19 protein-coding genes are annotated in these 23092 nt (G+C 35.4%); 11 read left to right on the top strand and 8 right to left on the bottom strand.

The genetic code is table 11. The features are described from left to right. The first annotated feature begins 70 nt into the window (after window positions 1–70). On the top strand, window positions 71–2440 hold the full coding sequence (gene pbpC, locus J0L69_15090) for a penicillin-binding protein 1C (protein ID MBN8694518.1): 2370 nt from the start codon (window positions 71–73) through the stop codon (window positions 2438–2440). A 52-nt stretch (window positions 2441–2492) separates the two neighbouring features. Here the strand turns inward: pbpC and J0L69_15085 are convergent, their stop codons facing one another. Together J0L69_15085 and J0L69_15080 are read right to left on the bottom strand one after the other, a co-directional pair. After that, complete coding sequence (locus J0L69_15085; protein MBN8694517.1) at window positions 2493–2792, bottom strand: hypothetical protein; 300 nt, start codon at window positions 2790–2792, stop codon at window positions 2493–2495. 73 nt (window positions 2793–2865) lie between these two features. Then, window positions 2866–4344, bottom strand: coding sequence for a hypothetical protein (locus J0L69_15080; GenBank protein MBN8694516.1), 1479 nt, complete (start codon window positions 4342–4344; stop codon window positions 2866–2868). A gap of 64 nt (window positions 4345–4408) precedes the next feature. On the opposite strand from J0L69_15080, the gene J0L69_15075 reads away from it, so the two are divergent. Next, entirely contained in the window at window positions 4409–6322 is a 1914-nt protein-coding gene (locus J0L69_15075) for a glycosyltransferase family 39 protein (GenBank protein MBN8694515.1), read from the top strand. Here J0L69_15075 and J0L69_15070 read toward each other — a convergent pair. Continuing rightward, a complete protein-coding gene (locus tag J0L69_15070; GenBank protein MBN8694514.1) occupies window positions 6297–9479 on the bottom strand; it encodes a PAS domain S-box protein in 3183 nt (1060 codons plus the stop codon). The two genes, J0L69_15075 and J0L69_15070, sit on opposite strands and share 26 nt — an antisense overlap. 151 nt (window positions 9480–9630) lie before the next feature. Further along, window positions 9631–11094, bottom strand: coding sequence for a Do family serine endopeptidase (locus J0L69_15065; protein ID MBN8694513.1), 1464 nt, complete (start codon window positions 11092–11094; stop codon window positions 9631–9633). 127 nt (window positions 11095–11221) lie between these two features. Between J0L69_15065 and J0L69_15060 the strand changes: the two genes are divergently transcribed. The 9 genes from J0L69_15060 (at window position 11222) to J0L69_15020 (ending at window position 20529) form a co-directional block, all read left to right on the top strand. Next, window positions 11222–11848: a hypothetical protein gene (locus tag J0L69_15060; GenBank protein ID MBN8694512.1), complete on the top strand. Its 627-nt coding sequence runs from the start codon at window positions 11222–11224 to the stop codon at window positions 11846–11848. Then, window positions 11848–12633: a diaminopimelate epimerase gene (locus tag J0L69_15055; protein ID MBN8694511.1), complete on the top strand. Its 786-nt coding sequence runs from the start codon at window positions 11848–11850 to the stop codon at window positions 12631–12633. The genes J0L69_15060 and J0L69_15055 overlap by 1 nt, the downstream gene beginning before the upstream one ends. After that, window positions 12617–13204 (top strand): hypothetical protein, encoded by a 588-nt coding sequence (locus J0L69_15050; protein ID MBN8694510.1) that lies wholly within the window; start codon window positions 12617–12619, stop codon window positions 13202–13204. Before J0L69_15055 ends, J0L69_15050 begins: the two co-directional genes overlap by 17 nt. Beyond that, entirely contained in the window at window positions 13204–13728 is a 525-nt protein-coding gene (locus J0L69_15045) for a GNAT family N-acetyltransferase (GenBank protein MBN8694509.1), read from the top strand. Before J0L69_15050 ends, J0L69_15045 begins: the two co-directional genes overlap by 1 nt. Before the next feature lie 35 nt (window positions 13729–13763). After that, complete coding sequence (locus J0L69_15040) at window positions 13764–15767, top strand: pilus assembly protein TadD (protein MBN8694508.1); 2004 nt, start codon at window positions 13764–13766, stop codon at window positions 15765–15767. A 26-nt stretch (window positions 15768–15793) separates the two neighbouring features. Beyond that, window positions 15794–16843 (top strand): endolytic transglycosylase MltG, encoded by a 1050-nt coding sequence (mltG, locus tag J0L69_15035; GenBank protein ID MBN8694507.1) that lies wholly within the window; start codon window positions 15794–15796, stop codon window positions 16841–16843. A 60-nt stretch (window positions 16844–16903) separates the two neighbouring features. Next, on the top strand, window positions 16904–18310 hold the full coding sequence (locus J0L69_15030; GenBank protein ID MBN8694506.1) for a phosphoglucomutase/phosphomannomutase family protein: 1407 nt from the start codon (window positions 16904–16906) through the stop codon (window positions 18308–18310). A 67-nt stretch (window positions 18311–18377) separates the two neighbouring features. Next, window positions 18378–19700, top strand: coding sequence for a polysaccharide deacetylase family protein (locus J0L69_15025; GenBank protein MBN8694505.1), 1323 nt, complete (start codon window positions 18378–18380; stop codon window positions 19698–19700). Window positions 19701–19839: 139 nt separating this feature from the next. After that, entirely contained in the window at window positions 19840–20529 is a 690-nt protein-coding gene (locus J0L69_15020) for an RNA pseudouridine synthase (protein MBN8694504.1), read from the top strand. On the opposite strand, the gene J0L69_15015 is transcribed toward J0L69_15020, so the two are convergent. From J0L69_15015 to J0L69_15000, 4 genes are all read right to left on the bottom strand, one after another. Beyond that, window positions 20517–20714 carry a hypothetical protein gene (locus J0L69_15015; protein MBN8694503.1) on the bottom strand — a complete coding sequence of 66 codons (198 nt, stop codon included), beginning with the start codon at window positions 20712–20714 and terminating at the stop codon, window positions 20517–20519. The genes J0L69_15020 and J0L69_15015 overlap by 13 nt on opposite strands. 201 nt (window positions 20715–20915) lie before the next feature. Then, window positions 20916–21779, bottom strand: a complete 864-nt coding sequence (locus J0L69_15010; protein MBN8694502.1) for an RNA polymerase sigma factor RpoD/SigA — start codon at window positions 21777–21779, stop codon at window positions 20916–20918. Between the two features lie 172 nt (window positions 21780–21951). After that, on the bottom strand, window positions 21952–22440 hold the full coding sequence (locus J0L69_15005) for a TlpA family protein disulfide reductase (GenBank protein MBN8694501.1): 489 nt from the start codon (window positions 22438–22440) through the stop codon (window positions 21952–21954). Further along, window positions 22418–23080, bottom strand: a complete 663-nt coding sequence (locus J0L69_15000) for an SCO family protein (GenBank protein MBN8694500.1) — start codon at window positions 23078–23080, stop codon at window positions 22418–22420. Before J0L69_15000 ends, J0L69_15005 begins: the two co-directional genes overlap by 23 nt. Window positions 23081–23092: the final 12 nt, after the last annotated feature.

Here is a 23092-nt window from a genome sequence, read left to right as displayed (position 1 = left end):
ATATTGCCACACTAGAAATCCGAAAAACCTTAAAATCTTACATGCGAAATATAAAAGTTAAAGTATAGAAGTGGTTAAAGTCAAGTATATATGGGAAAAAGTTTCGGTCCGAGCTAAGACTACATGGGGAATTGTGCTTGTTCTTTTGGTTTTGTTTTATTTGTGGTTGCCTTCGCAATTATTTAACAAACCCTGCAGCACGGTTTTGCTGGATGCCAATAATGAGTTACTCTCTGCTAAAATCGCATCTGACGGACAATGGCGCTATCCACAGTTAGACAGTGTGCCGGTAAAGTTTGAGCAATGCATTACTTTGTTTGAAGATGAATATTTTTATTATCATCCCGGCTTTAATCCGGTTTCCATTTTAAAATCCATTCAACGCAATTTTTCAGCCGGCAAAGTAAAGAGTGGTGGAAGTACCATTACTATGCAGGTAGCACGTATGATGCGCGGTAATAAATCCCGAACGTATTATAATAAGCTCGTTGAGATTTTATTAGCGTTTAGAATAGAGCTGAGTTATAAAAAATCCAGTATTTTAAATTTGTATGCGAGCAACGCGCCATTTGGTAGTAATGTAGTGGGAATTTCCGCGGCCTCCTGGCGCTATTTTGGTAGAAGTCCTTTTCAATTAAGCTGGGCGGAGAGCGCTTTATTAGCAGTTCTTCCCAATGCTCCTTCCTTAATTTATCCCGGAAAAAATCAGCAGCGTTTACTGAAAAAGCGGAATACACTTCTGAAAAAATTATACGATAAAAAGATCATTGATGAATCCACGTATAAATTATCGATACAAGAACCTTTACCGGATAAGCCTTATGCTGTTCCGCAACTTGCCAATCATTTATTGAACCGCGGCATTAACGAAAAGGGTTCTTCGCAGATTTATAAATCTACCATTAAAAAAAATCTGCAAATACAGGTCAGTGATTTGCTGAATAAACATGTTGCCAGTTTATCCGCTAATCAAATTCATAATGCCTGCGTATTGGTGGCTGAGGTAGAATCAGGCAATGTGTTGGCCTATGTGGGGAATAGTTCCAGTGAAAAAAACGAACATGAAAATTATGTGGATGTAATTAACGCGCCAAGAAGTACAGGAAGTATTTTAAAACCTTTTTTGTACGCTTTCATGCTTAATGAAAATAAAATTTTGCCGGCTGCCTTAATCGAAGATGTACCAACGCAAATCGGTTCGTACGGACCAAAGAATTTTAATTTAACTTACGACGGATTGGTGCCGGCTAATCAGGCTATAGCGCGCTCCTTGAACGTACCCGCCGTTAAAATGCTGTTGGATTATGGAACGGCTAAATTTCATTACCGCTTAAAGCAATTAGGTTTTAAAAATTTCACCAAGCCAACTACGCATTATGGTTTGTCGCTGATTTTAGGCGGAGGTGAAGCCACGCTGTGGGATATCGCTTCTGCCTATTCTTCCATGGGAAGAGCTTTGTTGGGTTACGACGCTTCACGTAAAAAATACACCGCGGATAATTACCGCCCCTTAAATTATCTGCAGAAAGAAATTGACAAACCTAAAATGGTAAAAGAAGATTTGCTCAATGCTTCTTCCTTATGGTACACCTTTAATGCCATGACAGAATTGATTCGCCCGCAGGATTATGTAGGTTGGATGCAATTTCTTTCCCGCAACAAAATTGCCTGGAAAACGGGAACGAGTTATGGTTTCAGAGATGCCTGGGCTGTTGGTTTAAACGGTAAATACATGGTCGCGGTGTGGGTAGGTAATGCCGACGGAGAAGGAAGGCCTGAACTAACGGGTACCGGCGCTGCGGCACCATTAATGTTTTCGGTATTTAATTTATTGACTGAGAAAAAGTGGTTTAATAAGCCGGTATCGGATATGGAAAACATAAAAGTGTGTAAGGAAAGCGGATTTAAAGCCTCGGAGATTTGTCCGAATACTCAACTGCAATTAATGCCGCTTGGTTCACAAAAAACAAAGTCTTGTCCTTTTCATAAAATTATTTTCACCGATGCCAGCGGAAAATTCAGGGTGAATAGTGATTGTTATCCTGTAAGCGACATGAAGCAAACGCCCTGGTTGATTGTAACGCCTACTCAGGAATATTTTTATAAGCAGCACAGCTTGTTTTACAAGCCCTTGCCGGATTATTTACCGGGTTGTGTTACGGATGAGCATACAAAACTTTTGGATATTGTTTACCCGCGAGAAGGATTTAAAATTTATGTGCCCGTGAATGAGAAAGGAGAAAAAGAGAATTGCATATTAAAAGCTGCTCATAAAAACGCGGATGCTGTTTTGTTTTGGCAATTGGACGGAACATTTTTAGGCAGCACTCAAAAGTACCATCAGATTTCTATTCTCCCTGAAATTGGTAAACACACTTTATTAGTAACCGATGAAAGAGGGGAGATCAGTGTTGTGAAGTTTGAAGTGATTGGAAAGTGATCTCCCGGTCACTGAGCTTGTCGAAGTGTTAGGGATGATTTGTTTAATTGTTCTAATTCATGATCAATTCCGGTAATCCCATCGGACTTGAATCGTAGAAGGCTAATTCTTTTATTTCAACTTTAACCTCATTGATAATAGGGAAATTACTGATGATATCCATCACTCCTTTTTCTGATTTGGCTTCAACAAAAACCCATAGGTTTTGACGTTCCATATCTAAGGAATAACTTAACACAACACGTTGTTCTAACAAATCGTTAATCGTACTGCGTTGCTTGGGTATAAGGGCTGCCAAACGAGATGTAAATACTTCCGGCAGGGAAATGTGAACTAAATAAGTACTCTTCATAACAAATACAGAACAAATTTCGGGTAAAAAAGTTCTGTTTGGCTGTTAAAATAGATTAACGGGTTAAAATTGACTACGGAAGCTCATAAGCTCCGGCATCAGGCTGAACAGAAGTCCTGGAATTCCCCTTAATGTCTAATGGATATAATCCGGCATCAGCCGTATTTCCCAAATTAATGGCATTTGAGCCTGTCTTTAACTCAAAATTGTACACGTTAGGATCGTAAAAGGTGTTTGTGCCATTTATACTGTTACCAACCGGAAAATGCGTGGTGTTAGAAACATTTGTATTCGTACGGATGAGTGAGTTCGAAAAAACATAATTAATGGCAAACGTATTGGTTGTAACAATGTCTAATTCTAATTCGTTACTCTGACTGCCATCAATGATGCAATTTCCGAAATAACATGTGTCAAGAGGAATTTGTTGTGAACCGGCATGATTGTCGACATGAAACGCCGGGGTGCTTCTTCCGTCTTTATTCCAAAAATTAGCGAAGGTGCTATGAACGAATTTATAATTGCCACCTGCTACAAATGCCGCTACATATTCTTTACAATTAGAAAAAACATTATTGCCACCACTCACGTTAAATGCGAGTGCATACAATCCCCATTTTTTCATGTTGTGAATTTTTGTGTTATTGATTTTTAAACGACGCGGTTCGAAGAAATTACCAAACAGAAGTTCGGCCTGAATTCCTATAAAACCGTTTTTTATAATCGCATAATTAATTTCATTATTCACACTGCCTTCATTAATCCAGATGCGATCCCATTGTCCGGGTATATCTTGCATGTAAGGCTCTAATCTGTCGCCCTGAAATACAACTTCATTATTTAATGTACCGTTTACTTTAAGCGTGCCATATCTGTAAACCCACATACCCGCGTTTTGATGAAAATGCACCTTGGTTCCTTGCTGAATGTTTAATTGTTGAGTAGAATCTACCACTAACCAGCCATAAATCACATGTGGTTTATCGTTAGGCCAGGTGACAGTTGTATTTGTAATAGAAGCACCGGTTGTTGGATGATCTGCAATGGTACTGTAAGGTAAATATCCTCCACTTGAAAACTTGATGGCGTTTTTTGGTTTATGATAATAGGCGTCTTGTCCCCATGCTTCTAATTGCACTTCCTGAATATTCGTGTTTACTTCAAATTGAATTGCATCGGAAATAATAAGTGGACTATTCACATTCGTAGGGTTTACATACACCTGCACGAAAATGTAAATACTGTCTTTTGCAGGGATATCGATATTGGAGAATGATTTTCCCGGGGAGCCATCTACATTTAATATGAAAGGTGAAGAAGTTCCTCCTTTTAGGTTTATTGAGCTGATACGTATAGGTTGATTGTGCGGATTTCTAACTCTGAAATTACGTGTGGTGGAACCTGATTGCGTAAATACAGTATCAAACAGAATAGAATCTTGTGAAAATTCTACCTTAGCATTTTCATCTTCTATTAATTTGTTTTTTTTGCAAGAAGTTCCGGCAAATAAGAAAAGAGCCAAAACTGATAATATAAAAAGGAATTGTTTCACGAAATCAAATTTAAGTATAATAACGTAAAATATAAAGGTTTAGTATATTTGAGAGAAGAATAATATGTTGCCTTTTTTTAGAAATAATAAAGAGTTTACCATCCTTTTAGTGGCAGCAGCTATTATTCGTTTTATTCCTTTATTTGATTATCAATTTAGTTATGATGAATTAAGCGCTTTAAGTAGAACTACTTATTCCAATTGGCATGATTTGGTGATGTATGGAGCAAGAATTGACGCACATCCCATTTTGATTCAATGTTTTCTTTACCTAATTGTTCAACTTGTTGGGTACTCGGAAGTTTGGATGAAACTGCCATTTATTTTAATGAGTTTGGGATCCATTTACTATATATATCGCTTTTCATTGAAATGGTTTGGGAAATTACCTGCATTGTTATCTGCAGCTATTTTTTCTTTTTCATTTATCTTTTTATACTATTCGCCCCTTGCGCGGATGTACGCCACCGGTGTTTTCTTTAGCAGTGCGCTTTTATTTTATTGGTTTAATTGGGTATTTGATCCGGAAAAGAAGAAAAGTGATTTTATTTTCACTGTTTTGTTTTTTGTTTTAAGCGCATTGAATGCACACATGGGAGCTTTGTTTGCATTTACATTGGCTGTATCGGGATTGTTTCTCATAGAGCGAACTTATCTCAAAAGGTATCTGGGTTTATGCGTTTTTGTTGTGCTAATTTACTTGCCGCATTTATCAATCACCCTTTTTCAGTTACAATATGGAGGCATTGGTTCTGCGCAAAACGGTTGGTTGCCGCCTCCGGGTAAATGGGCGTTTGCGGAGTTTGTTCAAGTCGTGTTAGGAACAGGTTATGTATGGATGGTTATCATTGCGTTTGTGTTGTTTTCCTTACTTATAAATAAATTAAAGATTGAAAAGAAATCTTTGTTATTGCTTGTAGTATTCTTTGTGAATTATTTGGTGATTTATGTTTATTCTGTAACCAAAGCCCCCATCTTTCAGTATTCGGTTATGTTATTTTCGGCTCCTGCTTTTGTTGTAGGAGCATGTAGTTTAATAAAATTTAAAGATAAATGGAGCATTCCCGCATTGGGATTAGTTTGTGCGGTTTTATTATTTCAGTCGATTTACAGTAAAGAATTTTTTACCTCTGCTGTTCTCAATCAAAACGAATTTCAATACACTGTTTTAAAAGAAGCAAAGGCGAAATATGGTGAGAATAATGTAGAGGCTGTGTTTTTTGATACGGAGATGTATTTTGTTATGCATTATGAATTGAGAGACGGTAAGAAATTAAATTATCATTTAGCACAGGAAGAAGAATTGAACGATCCGGAAAAGTTTAAAAACATTTTAGCGCAAAGGAATGCCGGCAAATTAGTATTAGGTAATCCATCACCCATCCAATTAGCTATGGCTAAAGAATTCTTCTCACATGTAGAGAAATATGGTGAAACAGCGAATGTGTCAGTTTATTTATTGTCGAAAGAAAGAGCGTCAAGAATTGATGAGAATGAACAGAAAATTTTGTTTTATTCAGATTGGCTACATCCAGTTTTCTATAAATACGACTTTGAAGCAGAAAAGTTCAATTTAACAGAGAAGGTATTCACTGTAGATTCCTTAATTGAATTTCCACTTTCGATGAATGCGGCTTTAAAGGATGTTTCTTCTAAGAGAGGAAATGTTATTTTAGCCAAAATCACTTTGCAAAGTGATACTATTCCTGCGAACGTAAGTTTTAATTGTTCGGTAAAAAACGACAAGGATTCTACTTTGTATTTCGGCGGACCGGAAATAAAAGGCTTTTATGAAAGGGGTAAGTATTATGAAGTGTATTGTGAGTTGTTTTTAGGTTCAGAGTACCATTCATGGCTCAAACAAAATTCCAAAGTGAGTTTTTTCATGTGGAATAGAGGTAGGCATCAGTTGAAGATTAAAAATGCTTCGGTTGTAACGGTTGATTTTCGACCTAAACGTTGGGGTTTGTGGTTGTAGGAAAGTCATATCGAATCTCTTCAACTATTATTTTTAGCTTTTGAATAAACTCTAACACCAACAGAATAAAAGAGTCAGGGTTTGAATTAAAGTCAAATTTTTCTATCTCTATAATCAGAGGAGTCAAAGAGTCTATGCCCAATAACATTATAGATGATTTTATTTTATGCGCATTTTTTTTAACGGACTCAAGATTATTTGTTTCAATGGAGTTTTGAATATTTTGAGTGATTTCCCCGGACATTTGAATGAATAAGTTTACCATCTGATTAACAAACTCCTGATTGTTATCGCTGTCTTTGTATAAACGGTCAAGATTATATTTTTTTTCATTCATGGCTTTGTCTTTAGCGGGAATTTCATATTTGATTTTATTTTCCGGAAGTTGCCTTGCGATTTTATGCAATAAATCCACTTTATTAAATGGTTTTGAGATATAGTCGTTCATCCCGGCACTCAAATACTTTTCTTTATCGCCTTCAATAGCATTAGCGGTAAGGGCAATTATAGGAATGGATACTTTTTTTGACCGGAGTATTCTTGTTGCTTCAATGCCGTCTAATACAGGCATCTGTATGTCCATTAAAATAACATCGAAATTATCAGTGTCGATTAAATCTATTGCTTCCTGACCATTAAAAGCCTTTGTTACCGATAAATTATGCTTTTCAAGTATAGTTGTTGCAATTAATTGATTCATTTGGTTGTCTTCAACCAGTAAAATTTTAGTGTTTGTAAAATGGAGATAGTTTTGCGGATTTTTATTGAATTTTCCAAGCGAATTACTTTCTAACTCACCAAATTTCTGAAGTCTGATTGAGAAAGTAAATATGCTGCCAACTCCTTTTTTACTTTTTACATGAATTTCACCTCCAAATAATTTCACTAATTGTTTGCTTATAGTAAGTCCTAATCCGGAACCTCCAAATTTTCTATTAATGCTTGAATCTTCTTGAATAAAACTATCAAAAATGGTATCAAGTTTTGTTTCATCTATTCCGATTCCTGTATCTTCTACTGAGAATTGTATCAACTGTGATTTAGTATCTTCCTCAACTAATTTACATTTAAGAGTTACATTACCTTCTGTAGTGAATTTAATGGCGTTGCTTAATAAATTAATAAGAATTTGAGATAATCTAGTAGAGTCACTATTGAAGTTAAAATTAATTTTATTGTCAATTTCTTTATTTAGAAATAGGTTTTTCTCAGTGATTTTGTATTCGAATTGTATAATTAAGTTATTAATTAATTCATTGAAAGAGAATGGGTGAGCTTCAAGCTCCATTTTTCCAGAATCAATTTTCGAGAAATCTAAAATGTCATTTAATATGACTAATAGATTTTCAGATGAAGATTTTATTGCGTTGAGATAAGATCGCTCTTTGATGTTTAAATTGGCTTCTGATAGTAAATCGGACATTCCTAAAATAGCGTTCATTGGCGTTCGTATTTCATGGCTCATGTTGGCAAGAAAAATCTCCTTAGAACGCATAGAGGATTCTGATTTTTGTTGCGCCTCTTTTAGAAGCTTCTCGTATTTTTTTCGCTGTGTTATATCAAGATAAATACCGATGGAACCAATGTACTGTTTATTAAAATCGTAAATAGGAGCACCACTTACCATTACCCATTTTTTATTTCCGTCTTTACAATTCAGTTCTAATTCATGGGCGTTCGGATTATTGCCTTTTCTTACCGACTGAAGATTAATGACAGAATCAGTTACGTTTTCAAAAATGGAAGTTGCAGGTTTCCCGATTATTTCTTCTTTATTATATTTTGAGAGCTCAAGAAAACTAGGGTTTACATCAATTATGGTATCGTTTGGATCAGTAACCATTAATCCGATGCGCATATTTTCTATTATTCTTCGGTATTTTTCTTCACTTTTTTGTAATATTTCTTGTGCCGATCGTTGCTCAGTTACATCTTTATACTGCCACATGTGACCAAAATACTCACCGTCAATAACAATAGGAAGATAATCTCTTTCTAATATTTTCCCATTAATAAGTTTTACTTCAACGTTTAAGTTTGTTTTTCTATCACTAATACATTTCTCAAGTTCTTCAATAACTTTATTCCCATTTACAAACATGGGCTTCAATTTCTGAATTGCGGTTAAGCAATCATAACCAACTAGTTTTTCGGGTTCGGTGCTAATGCCAAATATATCGCAGAATTTGTTGTTTACTAATACGATTTTTCTCTCACTGTTTTCTAATAGTATTCCGGAATTTTGATTTTTTATTAATGAAGAAAGTTGAGTATTAAGCAACTTTAACTGTGTCTGCGATTTAACGCGCTCTGAAATATCACGTGCTATGGATGAAAATCCTGTTATTTTATTATCACGAATTATTAAATGAACATTTTGACCTAGCCAAATAGTTTCACCGTTTTTGTTAATGATTGGAAATTCCCAATAGGTTGAGTTGACTTTATTCAGTTTTTGTTTATAGTATGTTGCTATCGCTTTTTTTCTATAGTCGGGGTGAATTAATTCTACAAATAATTTGTTTTTGAGATCTTCTAGTGTAAATCCGATTTTTGCCTCGGCTATGGGATTAATATATGTGAAATATCCTTCGTTATTGGTGTTGTAAACTATGTCGGAAGCATTCTCAATCACCGTTTTATATCGCTCTTCGCTGTTTCTTAATGCGGCTTCAGTGTTTTTTAAGTTAGTGATGTCTGTCGCATAAACGTTTTTATAATTAGATCCTTTTACATCAATGATTGAAATTAAATACACTTTGTCGATGAAGTTAATTTCATGATATGTTACGGGTTGTTTGTTTTCTTGTATTTTAGCAATGGCTTTTTGCCATTCTTCCTGAGTTTGAGAATTAGTTGAGTGGTCAATTTCATTTAGAAGGTTTTGTCCGGGACCGTTGCAGTAAATCAATATTCGTCCGCGTTTTGAAAATCTGAAAATCGGACTTGGGTTTTCTTCGGGAATCTTTGCTAACTTATCTATTTCTTCAATATGGCTTCGAATCTCATCAATAATAAAGGCGTTTAAATGATCGAAATCTTTTTTTAGTAACTCTAATTCACGTTCTTTTTCACTCAATGACGACTTTAATTCTAGGTTATGCGCACTTAATTCAATTATTTTCTTGTTCAGGTCTTCTTTACTTAGGTTATTCATAAGTACAAGTTATAAATTTCAGAAATAAAAACAAAATAATTAGATCAGTATAAGTCTATGATAAATTTATAAATGTTTGCCTGATTTAAAAGTATATCAAAAAAAAAACAGATGCCAGTTTGACATCTGTTTTTAAAAGGGTATGGTTTTTCTATAATCCAAATCCGTACGAAGCGATCATGCCATTAGGATAAACGCCCTCTACCAATACACTTCCACTTTTTCCTTCAAGCATTTTTTGAATGTCAGCTGTTGTGTATACTTTTTTCTTGTTAATGGAGGTGATAATAAATCCTTCTTTCATTCCCACACCGGCTAACTTGCCTCCTGTTAATTTGGCAATCTTCACGCCGTTTTCTAATCTGAATTTTGCAAGATACTCTTTGTCTACTTCTTCAAAAGTGGCTCCCAAACTATTTACGCTAGTTAAAACAGGTTCTGCTTTTTTAATCACTTCTGTGCTGTTTTTTATATTGGTTAAAGTAACCGGTATGCTTATTTCTTTATTCTCTCTCATAACTGTAACATTTACTTTATTACCAGGACGGTATTTACTAATTTGTTCTTGTAATTCGGATACGCTATTTACTTTGTTGTTTTCTACGCTTGTGATAACGTCACCAATCTTAATACCCGCATTTTCAGCCGCACCATTAGAGGTAAGTCCGTTAATGTAGGCACCTTTTAACTGCTTTAGATTTTTTTGCTCTGCAAATTTCGAATCAATGTCATTAATGCTAACACCGATATAGGCGCGTTGTACTGTTCCATATTCAATCAAATCAGAAACCACTTTTTTTACAATGTTAACCGGAATAGCAAAAGCATAACCTTGGTAAGCACCATTGCTCGACATAATAGCGGTATTTATTCCTACTAATTCTCCATCCGTATTTACCAATGCTCCGCCACTGTTGCCTGGATTAATAGCCGCATCAGTTTGAATAAACGACTCAATTGGGAATTGTCCGCTTCCGCGATTACCTTCAATGATATTGCCGCGTCCTTTAGCGCTGATAATTCCGGCTGTAACTGTTGAATTTAAATTAAAAGGATTTCCAACTGCTAAAACCCATTCCCCAATTTTAATATTATCACTGTTCCCATAACCAATGAATGGCAGATTTTTCTCTTTTATTTTAAGAAGTGCGAGGTCTGTGCTTGGGTCGGTACCAATTACCTCGGCTTTGTAATTACGTTTGTCATTTAACATCACATCAATTTCATCGGCTCCGTTTACTACGTGGTTATTGGTAACAACATAACCGTCTTCCGACAATATTACTCCCGATCCGCTTCCTTCCTGTATATATGGTTGTCCGCCACTATGGCCATAAAAGAATTGTTCAAATGGATTGTAGCTTAAATTGTTATTACGGGCCGTGGTAGTCTTGATGTGAACCACGGTATTTAATGATTTTTCGGCGGCTAAAACAAAGTCAGGATTGCTGCTCATCATATTGCCGGTATAAGAGGTTAGCTTAACCGGTGAGTTGGATGCAGCCTGTGCCGTGAGATTATGTTTAGCGGTTTTTTCAGTAATCAAGTAAACACTTCCTAAGGCTATAAAACCACCAAAAGTGGCAGCGATAGCGGTTGAAACTAAGCTTTTCATAACAAATAAATTTTTAGTGAATTTACGTTTATAACGCAAAATTAATTCCAATATTCAGGCTGTCAGTTTCTTTTAACAATACTTAACGCGCGCTACTGAAAAATCACTATATTTACATTGCTAAAAAATGCAAATCAAACGTAAAATACCTGCCTTTGTTTTTGGAGTCTCCATTGGTTTAATTATTGGCATCGGTTTTTTCATTTTTAAGCTCGATGACTATTTCAATAAAATTAAATCAGCGGCTACCAACCAAATCAAAATTATTGAAAAGCCTGTACAGCAGGATGACGATAAAGAAAAGCGGGAAGATGAAAAGCAACGTTTTAAAATCAATACCAAAGTTTCTCCGTATACAAATAATAAAGAAGTAGACAGTTTATTAAAGGAGAATGATAATATCAATATCGCTACTGAAGAATTAATCTCGGTAAAAAGTATAAAGTTGATTGATTTGGATGTGATGCAAAAAGATACATTAGCGGCTAATTTAGCCGGTGTGAATACCAATGATCCTGTCAATGTGTTTTTTGTGGAATTTAGAAAAACACCACTTAACTCAAAGGGGTATCGGATGACTAAAAACAGAATTATGCTTTATGGCTTTTCTGATTTTTCTTCTTTTAATTTGTACAAAGTAGATAATGTTTATTATTTGAAGAGTGAAGATCAGGTGTACCGTGTAGCTATTAATCCTGATTTCATGCCAATGGAAAGAGTTAATAATTCGGATTTGTTAGCAAAGATTAATTAATGCAATTGCAGTTTTATAAATATCAAGGTACCGGCAACGATTTTATTTTAATTGATAATCGTAAAAACGAAATTCAATTAAATAACGAGCAGGTAAAATGGTTATGTGACCGTCGCTTTGGTATTGGTGCAGATGGATTAATGCTTCTGGAATTGGAACCCGGCGCTGATTTTAAAATGGTATATTTTAACAGTGATGGTAATCAAAGTACCATGTGCGGCAATGGTGGTAGATGTATTACTGCTTTTGCAAAAAAGATGGGGCTTATCAATGACAGAACCAAATTCATTGCTATTGATGGTGTACATGAGGCTGTAATTCATGAAGGATTTGTTTCTTTAAAGATGAACGATGTGAAGAGTATTGAGAATAACGGCGATCATTATTTCCTGAACACAGGTTCTCCGCATTACGTGAAATTTGTTGACGATGTAAATTCGTACAATGTATTTGAAGAAGGAAAAAAAATCCGCAATAATGAACGTTTTGCTGAAGAAGGCACTAATGTGAACTTTATTGAGAAAAAAGAGGATTCTGTTTTTGTTCGGACTTACGAACGAGGTGTGGAGGATGAAACTTTATCCTGCGGTACAGGCGTAACTGCATCCGCACTGGTTGCAGCCATCAGCGGCGCTTCTACCGGAAAAAACTATTGCAAAATCTCAACTTTAGGTGGCGACCTTCGTGTAAAATTCGATAAGGTTTTGGAAACTAATTTTTATAACATTTGGTTGGAAGGTCCGGCCGAATTTGTTTTTGAAGGTCGTATTGAAGTTAAAGAATAATATTTTCTTGATCGCTACTTCCAAATATCAGTATGCTTACGAAGCATTAAATAATCCCGATGAACTATTAAAGGGAACATGGTTGGTTTTGTTGCACGCCGGAAGAATTCCTGCTCATATCGGTTTAATGATTAATGGAAATTATAATTCATTAACTATAAAGGAACGTGAATTAAACATTAAAGCCGAGTTGATTTTAAAAACAATAAAGCAACGCTCTGTTGAGGCCGTGTTTTTTAAAATTATTAAGCACCCTGTTTTTAGCGAGGATTACCAGTTGCAAATATTTCAAGAACAGATGCAGCAATATACCTCTGTAAAAGCTAATCAAGCAACTTGCCTGAGTCCTATCAAACAATTTTTTGAAGAGTTTTATGCTATTAAAGTGAATAGGGAACGTTTGTTGTTTGATTTTTTGGAAGACCTTAATGATAATGATTACATTGTGGATTGTAAGGCAATCAACGTGATTAATGAAACTTCTGATAAAGTATTCACTTTTCCTACATATACAGCCGAGCAATTAAATAAGCGAATTACGGAAGAACGGGAAATTTATACCAAAGACTAATGTTTATCAAAGGAGAAAATATTTATTTAAGGGCTTTAGAGCCATCAGACGTTGACGTGCTTTATAAATGGGAGAACAACCGCGAAATTTGGCATGTGAGCAACACGCAAACTCCGTTTAGTCGTTATGTGCTCGAGCAATTTTTAGTGAATGCGCATGAAGATATTTATACAAATAAACAATTGCGCTTGATTATTTCACAACACGGAAATGATGCGGCAGTTGGAGCTATCGACTTATTTGATTTTGATCCGTATCATTTGCGTGCAGGCATTGGCATTTTAATCAGCGAAGAATACAGAAATAAAGGCTATGCCTACGAAGCTCTAAAACTTTTGAAAGATTATGCTTTCAATACTTTATTGGTAAAGCAACTTTATGCCAATGTAACGGTTAATGCTCCCGCTAGTTTGCAATTGTTTGAAAAATCCGGATTTGAAAAAATTGGTTTAAAAAAACAATGGAATCGTTCTTCTGCCAATGAATTTAGCGATGAGTGGTTACTACAGTTGATTAATCAGTAATGCGCTTTGTAAAGTTCATACTTCCTTTTATAATTTTGATAATTCTCCTTAATTATCAGTGTAAAGAACCGTCAGGCACAAAAAATACACAAACAAAAACTAAGGATACACTGGTTTATTTAAACCATAGCGATACGGCTCATTATGTTGGGATAAATACATGTAAACTTTGTCACCAGGATATTTACAACAGCTTTATTAAAACGGGGATGGGACAATCCTTTGCTCGCGCGACAAAAGAAAAATCAGCCGCAGATTTTAGTCACCCCGCCATTTATGATAAGTATACGGATTTACACTATACTGCCTTTTGGAAAAATGATAGTTTGTTTTTTAGAGAATTTAAGATTGAGAAAGGTGATACTGTATTCCAAAGAACCGAGCAGGTAAATTATATTATTGGCTCCGGACAACATACGAACTCGCATTTACAAAGTGTAAACGGTTATATGAATCAAATGCCTATGACTTTTTATACGCAAAAGAAGAAATGGGATTTGCCGCCGGGATTTGAAGATGGTCATAATACAAGGTTTACACGTAAAATCGGACTGGAATGCATGAGTTGTCATAATGCATTTCCGGATTTCGAGTTAGGTTCTGAAAATAAATTTAATTCGGTTCCGGAAGGAATAAATTGTGAACGTTGTCACGGTCCGGGTAGTATTCACGTTGCGCAACGACAAAGCGGAAGTAAAGTAGATACTTCAAAATATATTGATTACAGTATTGTCAATCCATCAAAGCTTTCCATCGATCGGCAATTCGATGTGTGTATGCGTTGCCATCTTCAGGGAAACGCTGTGTTGAAGGAAGGGAAATCATTTTACGACTTTAAGCCCGGTATGAAATTAAGTGATTTCATGACGGTTTTTTTACCCAAGTATAAAAATGCAGATGATGAATTCATTATGGCTTCTCATGCTGATAGATTAAAACAAAGCCAATGTTTTATTCAGTCTTACGAAAAATCAAAGGATAATAAATCTTTAAAGCCATACAAAGATGCTTTAACCTGTGTGACCTGTCATAATCCACATGTAAGTGTAAAAGAAACGGGCAAAGAACTATTTAATACAGCCTGCAATAATTGTCACGGTTCGGGTAAAAAATCAATACTGGAATGTACTGAAAAGTCAGTAGTCAAATTCAGACAATCTCCCAACTCTAAACTCCCAACTCCCAACTGTATTAATTGTCACATGCCTTCATCAGGCTCCATTGATATTCCACATGTAACTGTTCATGATCATTACATCCGTAAACCAATAACTAAAAAGGAAAAAGAAAAAATAAAAGAGTTCATTGGTTTATTTGCCATCAACGAAAAAAATCCGGATGCCTTAATACGTGCACGAGCCTATATAAATCAGTTCGATAAATTTGAAGCCAAGCCGGAATATTTGGATTCTGCTGCAGCAATATTAAAGGATGGAACTAAGGATGAGATTTTAATGAACTTACACGCTTTATTGCAATTGCGTTTCTCGCAACAAGACTTTAATAAAATAATCAGCTATGTGACGAAAGTAGGCGAGAGAGAACTCATTGAAAAAATCAGCAAGAAATCCTATGATAATATACACGCGTGGAGTGCCTACCATATCGCGGAAGCGTATTATAATACAGGCGCAATGGACAAGTCAGTCCTTTGGTTTAAGAAAGCCTGTGAATTAGCGCTCTTCAATCTTGAATTCAGAAATAAATTAGGCTCGGCCTATATGAATACTAAGAATATTAATGCTGCAAGAGAGGAATTTAAATATATAGTAACGCAACATCCTAAAAACATTTCAGGTTTCACAAATCTTGGTTTTTTAGAATTAACGCAAAATGAAGTAAAATCCGCAGTAGAGTATTACAATAAAGGCCTTGCACTAGATTTGGATTATGAACCTTTGTTGTTTAATGTGGCAGGATTAAAACTGTATCTAAAGGATAAAAAGGGAGCTATCGAAATTGTAGAGCGCATCTTAAAGCGTAATCCGGATAACCAAAAGGCACAACAAATTTTGGCCAAATTAAAAAGCATGTCTTAGAATAATCTTTTTATTTTTGTAACCATATGGCCTTCGGTAGAAAACTAATTTCAAAATTAATCGTGCTGCTTGTATTGGCAGGTGTTGGTTTTGGCAGCTATTGGGCTTATATTAATTTGTATAAGCCGAATGTTAATACAGAAGGTAAAAACTACAAGTATGTTTTTATTCCCAAGGATGCCGATTATCAATTATTATTAGAGATTTTATACAATGAAAACATCATTGAGAATCATGCTTCATTCGAGTTTATGGCTAAGCGAATGGAGTTGGATAAAAATGTACATCCAGGTAAATTTAAAGTCACAAATGGTATGAATAATCGTCAGATTATTCTCATGTTAAAGAACAACCGTCAGGAAAAAATAAAATTAACTTTCAATTCTCAGATTCATAATCTGGATGAGTTTGCAGAATACCTGGATAATAAACTCGAATTAAGTTATGATGAAGTAGAAGACTTTTTACACGATGATACACGTTTAGAAAAGGAATTTGGCATGGATCCGGATAATGTGATGGCACTTATATTAAACAATGTGTATGATGTAAGTTGGGCTGTTACTGTTGACGAATTATTTACTGAAATAAAGGAACATTTTGACTCTGTTTTCACGAAAGCGCGCAAGGAAAAAGCCGCTAAAATCGGATTTACCTTACCGGAGATTGTAACGATTGCTTCTATAGTTCAAAGCGAAAGTGGCATTTACAGCGAACAGCAAAAGATTGCAGGCGTTTACATTAATCGTGTAAAAAAGGATATGCTTTTACAAGCCGATCCAACATTAAAATTTGCCAATAAAAATTTTGAGGTGCAACGTGTAACGAATGCCGATAAGGAAATTGACTCTCCATATAACACCTATAAGTATAAAGGTTTACCTCCCGGACCAATTTGTTTGGTAAATACTCAATCGATAGATGCCGTTTTAAATTACACTAAGCATAACTTTATTTTCTTCTGTGCTCGTCCTGATTTTAGCGGATACAGCGATTTTGCCGCTACCTACGAACAGCATCAGCGTAACGCGGATGCTTATCAGAAAGCCTTGAATAAGAAGGGAATAATGCGTTAATCCCGCTTTAATTATTCCAATTAGAGGCTATTTATTATCTTTAGACTTCTGATTTTCATTATGACAAAAATTAAGTTTGGAACCGACGGCTGGAGAGCCATTATCGCAAAAGATTTTACGGAAGAAAATGTAGCGCGTGTAACTGAAGCAACGGCTAATTGGTTATTGAAAAATTTCGATAAGCCAAGTATTGTTGTGGGACATGATTGCCGTTTCGCCGGAGAATTATTTGCTGAAACAGTTGCTAAAGTTTGTATCGCCAAAAACATTAAAGTTTATTTAGCGAAGGATTTCGTGAGTACACCTATGGTTTCTTTGGGGGCACTCAAATTAAAAGCTTCTTTAGGAGTTATCATCACGGCAAGTCACAATCCGCCTTCTTATAATGGATTTAAACTAAAGGGTCATTATGGCGGACCATTAGTACCTGAGAAAATACAAGAAGTAGAAGATATAATTCCTGATAAATGCACTATCAATTACAATGCGGTTGATTTAAATGATGCAAAATCTAAAGGCTTATTAGAAATTGCTCCGCTGGAGGATATGTATTTAAAACATGTGGAAGAGCATTTCGACATCAAAGCTATTAAGAATTCGAATTTAAAATTGGCTTATGACAGTATGTACGGAGCCGGTCAGCGCATTATGAAGCGTTTGTTTCCGGATATTGTGCATTTACATAATGATAATAATCCCGGGTTTCACGGACAAGCACCGGAACCGATTCATAAAAATTTATTAGAGTTTAGTGAATTAATAAAGAAGGACGGAAAAATTAATTGTGGTTTATGTACCGATGGTGATGCCGACCGGATTGGATTATACGACAGCAAAGGAAACTTTGTGGACTCTCACCACATCATTTTGTTATTGATAAAATATTTAGTGGAGGAGAAAAAGTACAACGGAAAATTGATTTGTGCATTCTCGGTAACTCCGCGCGTGAAGAAATTAGCGGAAGCCTATAAATTACCTTTAACCATTACGCAAATTGGATTTAAATACATTGCCGGTTATATGGTAACGGAAGATGTTTTGTTGGGAGGTGAAGAGAGTGGAGGTATTGCCATTAAAGGACACATTCCGGAGCGTGATGGTATTTGGATGGGTTTAACCATTTGGGAATACATGGCAAAGAGCGGTAAAACATTAGAACAGCTAATCGACGACTTATATAAGTTAACCGGTCGTTTTGTATATGAGCGTAACGATTTGCATTTGGATGAAGTGGTTAAACAAAGAATCATTAAAGAGTGTAAGGAAGATAAATACAAAAGCTTTGGCTCTTATAAGGTTGAAAAATTGGAAACCATCGATGGTTGGAAGTATTATTTTGAAAACGATCAATGGATGATGATTCGCGCCAGCGGAACTGAACCTGTTCTTAGAATCTATGCTGAAAGTGATACGATTGAAAACACGCGTAAAATCCTGAAGGCAGCTCAGGATACCTTATTAGGTTAATCACTTTACAGTGTTTATAATTTTAAAAGGGCCCTGTGCCCTTTTTTTGTGCTTTTCCTAATTTTATATGGTGCAAACAACCGTGCTCATATATTCTGAGAAGAGTAGTCCGCGTTTAAAATTTATCCTCAATATTTTAATAAAGGATTATTTGGGATTGGATTTTTCCATCACGCAAAACCCGGTATTGTTTGAGCAACATAATTCGGTAAAGATTAATTACTCTTCACAGAAGTTTGTAAAGGAAAGTATTAAAATAATTCCATCCGGTTTATTATTTGAGTACGGGGTAAAAGATCATCACATCGAAGTTCATAATCACGAAGTATATAAACGGATTTTTTTTAAAAATTCCGGACAAATACCATTTGATATATTATCAGCGGCCTTTTGGTTATTGAGCCGCTACGAGGAGTATTTACCTTTTAAACAAGATAAATACAATCGTTTCGATGTGAAAAGCAGTTTGGCGTTTCAGTATGATTTCATTCAGTTTCCATTGGTAAACGAATGGTTTGCGCAAATAAAAAACTTAATCTCTCAAAGTTATCCGGGAATAGAATTCAAGCAGCATCATTTTAGTTTTTTATCTACAGTTGATATTGATAACGCATATAAGTTTAAGTTCAAAGGTATCATGCGCTCATTGGGAGGTTTTTTGAAAAGTCTTTCCAAGTTTAGTTTCAGTGAAATTTTAGAACGTTCTAAAGTGGTGATGAATAAAATGGTTGATCCGTTTGATTCCTATTCGTTTTTACTGGAAGTGCAGAAGAAGTATAATATAAAAGTGATGTACTTTTTTTTGTTGGGTGATTATGGTGTGAACGATAAAAATCATCCTGCTAACAATAAGGATTTTCAGGTATTGATAAAGCATTTAGCAGATTATGCTAAGATTGGTATTCATCCGTCGTATCGTTCCAATAATAATTTAAATCAGTTGAAAATTGAAATCAACAGGTTGGCGAATATTACGCATAGAGATATTAAAAACAGCCGGCAACATTTTTCAATGATTTCTTTTCCTGAAACCTATCAGGCTTTATTGCAAGCCGGCATAGCAAATGATTATTCGATGGGTTATGGAAATTACAATGGTTTCAGAGCCTCCTATTGTATGCCGTATGTTTGGTATGATTTGGATTCGGAAGAAGAAACGAATCTTACTATTCATCCCTTCTGCATCGTTGAAACTACACTAAAATTTACTAATAAAGCCGATGTGAGTACTGCGATGAATTATGTAAAACCAATTATTGATGAAGTAAAGAAACATCAGGGTGAATTAGTCACCATTATACATAATGATACAATGGGAAGTGTTGATGAATGGAAGGGATGGACAACAGTTTATGAAGATATTATTAAAGCTGCAGTAGGAAAGGATTAAGGAGACAGGATTTAGTATCGGAGAATAAATGAAATGAAAGTAATATGCTTATTTGTAAAAATGTAAACCTAATTTTTTTCAGAACCCCTAACCCCTAACTCCTATATCCTAACCCCCTAAATCCTAACTTTTGAACCCACTGCAAAATACAATTCATAAAGAACAGATTGTTTACGAAGACAATCACATCCTTATTATAAATAAATTACCCGGAGAAATTGTGCAGGGCGATAAAACCGGTGATATGCCACTAAGCGAGAAGTTGAAGAACTATATTAAGGAAAGAGATAACAAACCCGGAAATGTTTTTATGGGCGTCATCCATCGTTTGGACAGGCCGGTATCAGGATTAGTCATCTTTGCAAAAACGAGTAAGGGCTTATCACGCTTTAATGAAATGATACGCGAAAAGGATTTACAAAAAACGTATTGGGCGGTGGTTAAAAATAAGCCTGCAAAAACCGAAGATCATTTGATTCATTATTTATTGAAGAATGAAAAGCTTAATAAATCCAAAGCGCATGAAAAACCGGTGAAAGATGGATTGAAGTCGGAGTTAATTTATAAGTACATTAAATCGAGTGATACGTATCATTTGTTGGAGATAAAACTGCTGACAGGCAGACATCATCAAATCCGCGCGCAATTATCTGCCATTGGTTGTCCGATTAAGGGCGACTTAAAATATGGTTTCGATAGAACCAATAAAGACGGGTCGATACATTTGCATGCCTATCAGCTGCAATTCATGCATCCTGTAAAAAAGGAAGAGGTGATTGTGAAAGCCGCACCGTTAATGAACGATCCGGTATGGAATTATTTCAAATAAGTGTCGATAGACTCGATATCTTCAACCGGAATGTATTGTATTAATTGACTTGCCTTTTCATTATCGAGAAAAAGCGATTCATCTCCGGCAATAAATAAAATAGTTCCGTTTAATTCAGAATTAATAATAGAACCGAATTTTTTGGTTCCGTTTTTCAATAGCACTATCGCTTGCGTTGTATTCATAGTTTCTAATTTTTATAGTAATCTTTTTTCTTTATAGAAGTACGGTAAAGTGACTTTCTACTTTACCGTACGCAAACCTAATGCCAAAAGTTGGGTAAGGTGTTAAGGAATGATTAAGGGAGGGTTAAAAGTTAGGGAAGGGGTAAACAAAAAGCCCCGAAGTATTTAAACCTCAGGGCTTTTAAATAATAAAAACTAAAACTAACCTAAGTACTGTTGTAGCAATTTGCTACGGGAGCTATGGCGTAAACGACGGATGGCTTTTTCTTTGATTTGACGTACGCGTTCGCGGGTTAAATCAAATTTATCACCAATTTCTTCCAATGTTAAGCCATGGTTCATTCCTATTCCGAAAAACAACTTCACCACATCGCGTTCTCTTTCGGTTAAGGTTGATAATGCACGGTCGATTTCTTTTGATAATGACTCATTAATTAAACCGTTATCCGCTTTTGGCGAATCATGATTAATTAATACATCTAATAAAGAGCTTTCTTCCCCGTTAGCGAAAGGCGCGTCCATACTTACATGGCGACCGCTCACTTTCATGGTATCAGCAACTTTGTCGATTGGTAAATCTAAAATCTCAGCTAATTCTTCCGCGCTTGGTTCACGTTCAAATTCCTGTTCTAATTTAGAGTAAGCCTTATTGATTTTGTTTAACGAACCTACCTGATTTAAAGGTAAACGTACAATACGTGATTGTTCGGCCAAAGCCTGAAGGATACTCTGACGAATCCACCATACAGCATAAGAAATAAATTTAAAACCGCGGGTTTCGTCAAATCGCTTAGCGGCTTTAATTAAACCTAAATTACCTTCATTGATAAGGTCGGGTAGGCTTAACCCTTGATTTTGGTATTGTTTTGCTACGGAAACAACGAAACGTAAGTTTGCTCTCGTCAACTTTTCAAGTGCTCTCTGGTCGCCTTCTTTGATTTTTTTTGCCAAATGAACTTCTTCCTCTGCGGTAATGAGTTCTTCGCGGCCTATTTCCTGAAGGTATTTGTCTAAAGAGGCACTTTCACGGTTGGTGATTGATTTGGTAATTTTGAGCTGTCTCATCTAATAAAAATAAAAACGTTGGTTTCTCTAATAAACGTGCAAAGATACTAAAAATTACAAGGCTTTTTGATATTTTAACGAATTAAAATGTGATTAAGCTCAGTAATCGACAATAAATGTATTTTGAACGTTGAGTATATAACAAACTGGTCATCAGTTTGTTTATTTGAATCTAAAATTTTCCTAAAATTTCTTTGATTTCTTCGTAATGTAACTTTTTCTCAACAAATTCTTCCAGCTTCTTGTTTTGTTTGGTGACATAGGTAGCAGGAATAGCGCCGCTCCACTTTGGATTTACTTTATTAATAAAACTATTACCGTCTATTTCATCTAACAATACGCACTCGGTTTTGTAATTGTTTTTTTGCAAAAATGGAAACACTTTATCGTTTAAGTTTTCTTTAAAATCCATACTCACCAATAGCACTTTCACCTTCGTGTTTTTAGTTTCCAAACCTAATTTCTCAAAGTCAGGTAATTCCTGAACACAAGGCTTGCACCAGGTGGCCCAAAAATTAATCACATAAATCGTATCACTATTGTTATGAATTCGTTTTAGTAAATCATCAATTTTGTAAACAGAAGGTTTGTTTTGCGCAGTGGCAAATCCAACAAAGAGTAATCCAAAGACTGTTAGTTTAATTTTTTGCTTTGAAATCATACTCTTGCAACAATAATTTAATATCAGTAATCAAATTGTTTACATCAGTGCTGTCAGTTCCATCGTAAAAACCTCTGATGTGTCTTTCTTTATCAATTAAAGCAAAGTTTTGTGTGTGGATGAAATCTTCTGCACCACCGTCGCCTTCTTCCGCATTTAATAAATAGCCTTTGCGCGCTACTTCATATAAATGTTTTTTTTCTCCGGTCACAAACATCCACTTAGCATCTTTTACGCCATGTAATTTTGCATAACTCAACAATTGTGCCACCGAATCGGTTTCAGGATCTACCGTATGTGAAAGTATCATAAAATCACCGCGACTGTGAAACTCCTTGTAAACGCGTTCTAAACTGGTACTCATCACCGGACAAATAGATTGGCAGGTAGTGAAAAAATAATCGGTTACGTATACTTTTCCTTTTACATCGGCTTCTGTAATTTTTTGATTGTATTGATTGATGAAAAAGAATGGCGGGATGGTGTGATACGTTGTATCATTAATCTTTAACGCTCGTTTTGGTCCGTAAAAAGGTAATGAACGCAGCGGTTTGTTCTGGTTTTTATTGTAAAAAAACCAAACCACCAATAATAACGGAACTACTAATAATAGTAAATAAGAAAGTTTAACTTTGGACATAATTCACAAAGT

The sequence above is a fragment of the Bacteroidota bacterium genome, from assembly GCA_017303905.1.
In the GTDB taxonomy this organism is placed as follows: Bacteria; Bacteroidota; Bacteroidia; order B-17B0; family Aurantibacillaceae; genus JAHEYG01.
Note: the sequence above shows the minus strand (reverse complement) of the source record. Positions and strands in the feature narration are given on the sequence as shown.

Coding starts and splice junctions, on each gene's coding strand:
- J0L69_15055 (MBN8694511.1), top strand. CDS start 11,848: ATGCAATTGCAGTTTTATAAATATCAAGGTACCGGCAACGATTTTATT.
- J0L69_15015 (MBN8694503.1), bottom strand. CDS start 20,714: ATGAATACAACGCAAGCGATAGTGCTATTGAAAAACGGAACCAAAAAA.
- J0L69_15030 (MBN8694506.1), top strand. CDS start 16,904: ATGACAAAAATTAAGTTTGGAACCGACGGCTGGAGAGCCATTATCGCA.
- J0L69_15070 (MBN8694514.1), bottom strand. CDS start 9,479: ATGAATAACCTAAGTAAAGAAGACCTGAACAAGAAAATAATTGAATTA.
- J0L69_15065 (MBN8694513.1), bottom strand. CDS start 11,094: ATGAAAAGCTTAGTTTCAACCGCTATCGCTGCCACTTTTGGTGGTTTT.
- J0L69_15010 (MBN8694502.1), bottom strand. CDS start 21,779: ATGAGACAGCTCAAAATTACCAAATCAATCACCAACCGTGAAAGTGCC.
- J0L69_15075 (MBN8694515.1), top strand. CDS start 4,409: ATGTTGCCTTTTTTTAGAAATAATAAAGAGTTTACCATCCTTTTAGTG.
- mltG (MBN8694507.1), top strand. CDS start 15,794: ATGGCCTTCGGTAGAAAACTAATTTCAAAATTAATCGTGCTGCTTGTA.
- J0L69_15025 (MBN8694505.1), top strand. CDS start 18,378: ATGGTGCAAACAACCGTGCTCATATATTCTGAGAAGAGTAGTCCGCGT.
- J0L69_15005 (MBN8694501.1), bottom strand. CDS start 22,440: ATGATTTCAAAGCAAAAAATTAAACTAACAGTCTTTGGATTACTCTTT.
- J0L69_15000 (MBN8694500.1), bottom strand. CDS start 23,080: ATGTCCAAAGTTAAACTTTCTTATTTACTATTATTAGTAGTTCCGTTA.
- J0L69_15060 (MBN8694512.1), top strand. CDS start 11,222: ATGCAAATCAAACGTAAAATACCTGCCTTTGTTTTTGGAGTCTCCATT.
- J0L69_15045 (MBN8694509.1), top strand. CDS start 13,204: ATGTTTATCAAAGGAGAAAATATTTATTTAAGGGCTTTAGAGCCATCA.
- J0L69_15085 (MBN8694517.1), bottom strand. CDS start 2,792: ATGAAGAGTACTTATTTAGTTCACATTTCCCTGCCGGAAGTATTTACA.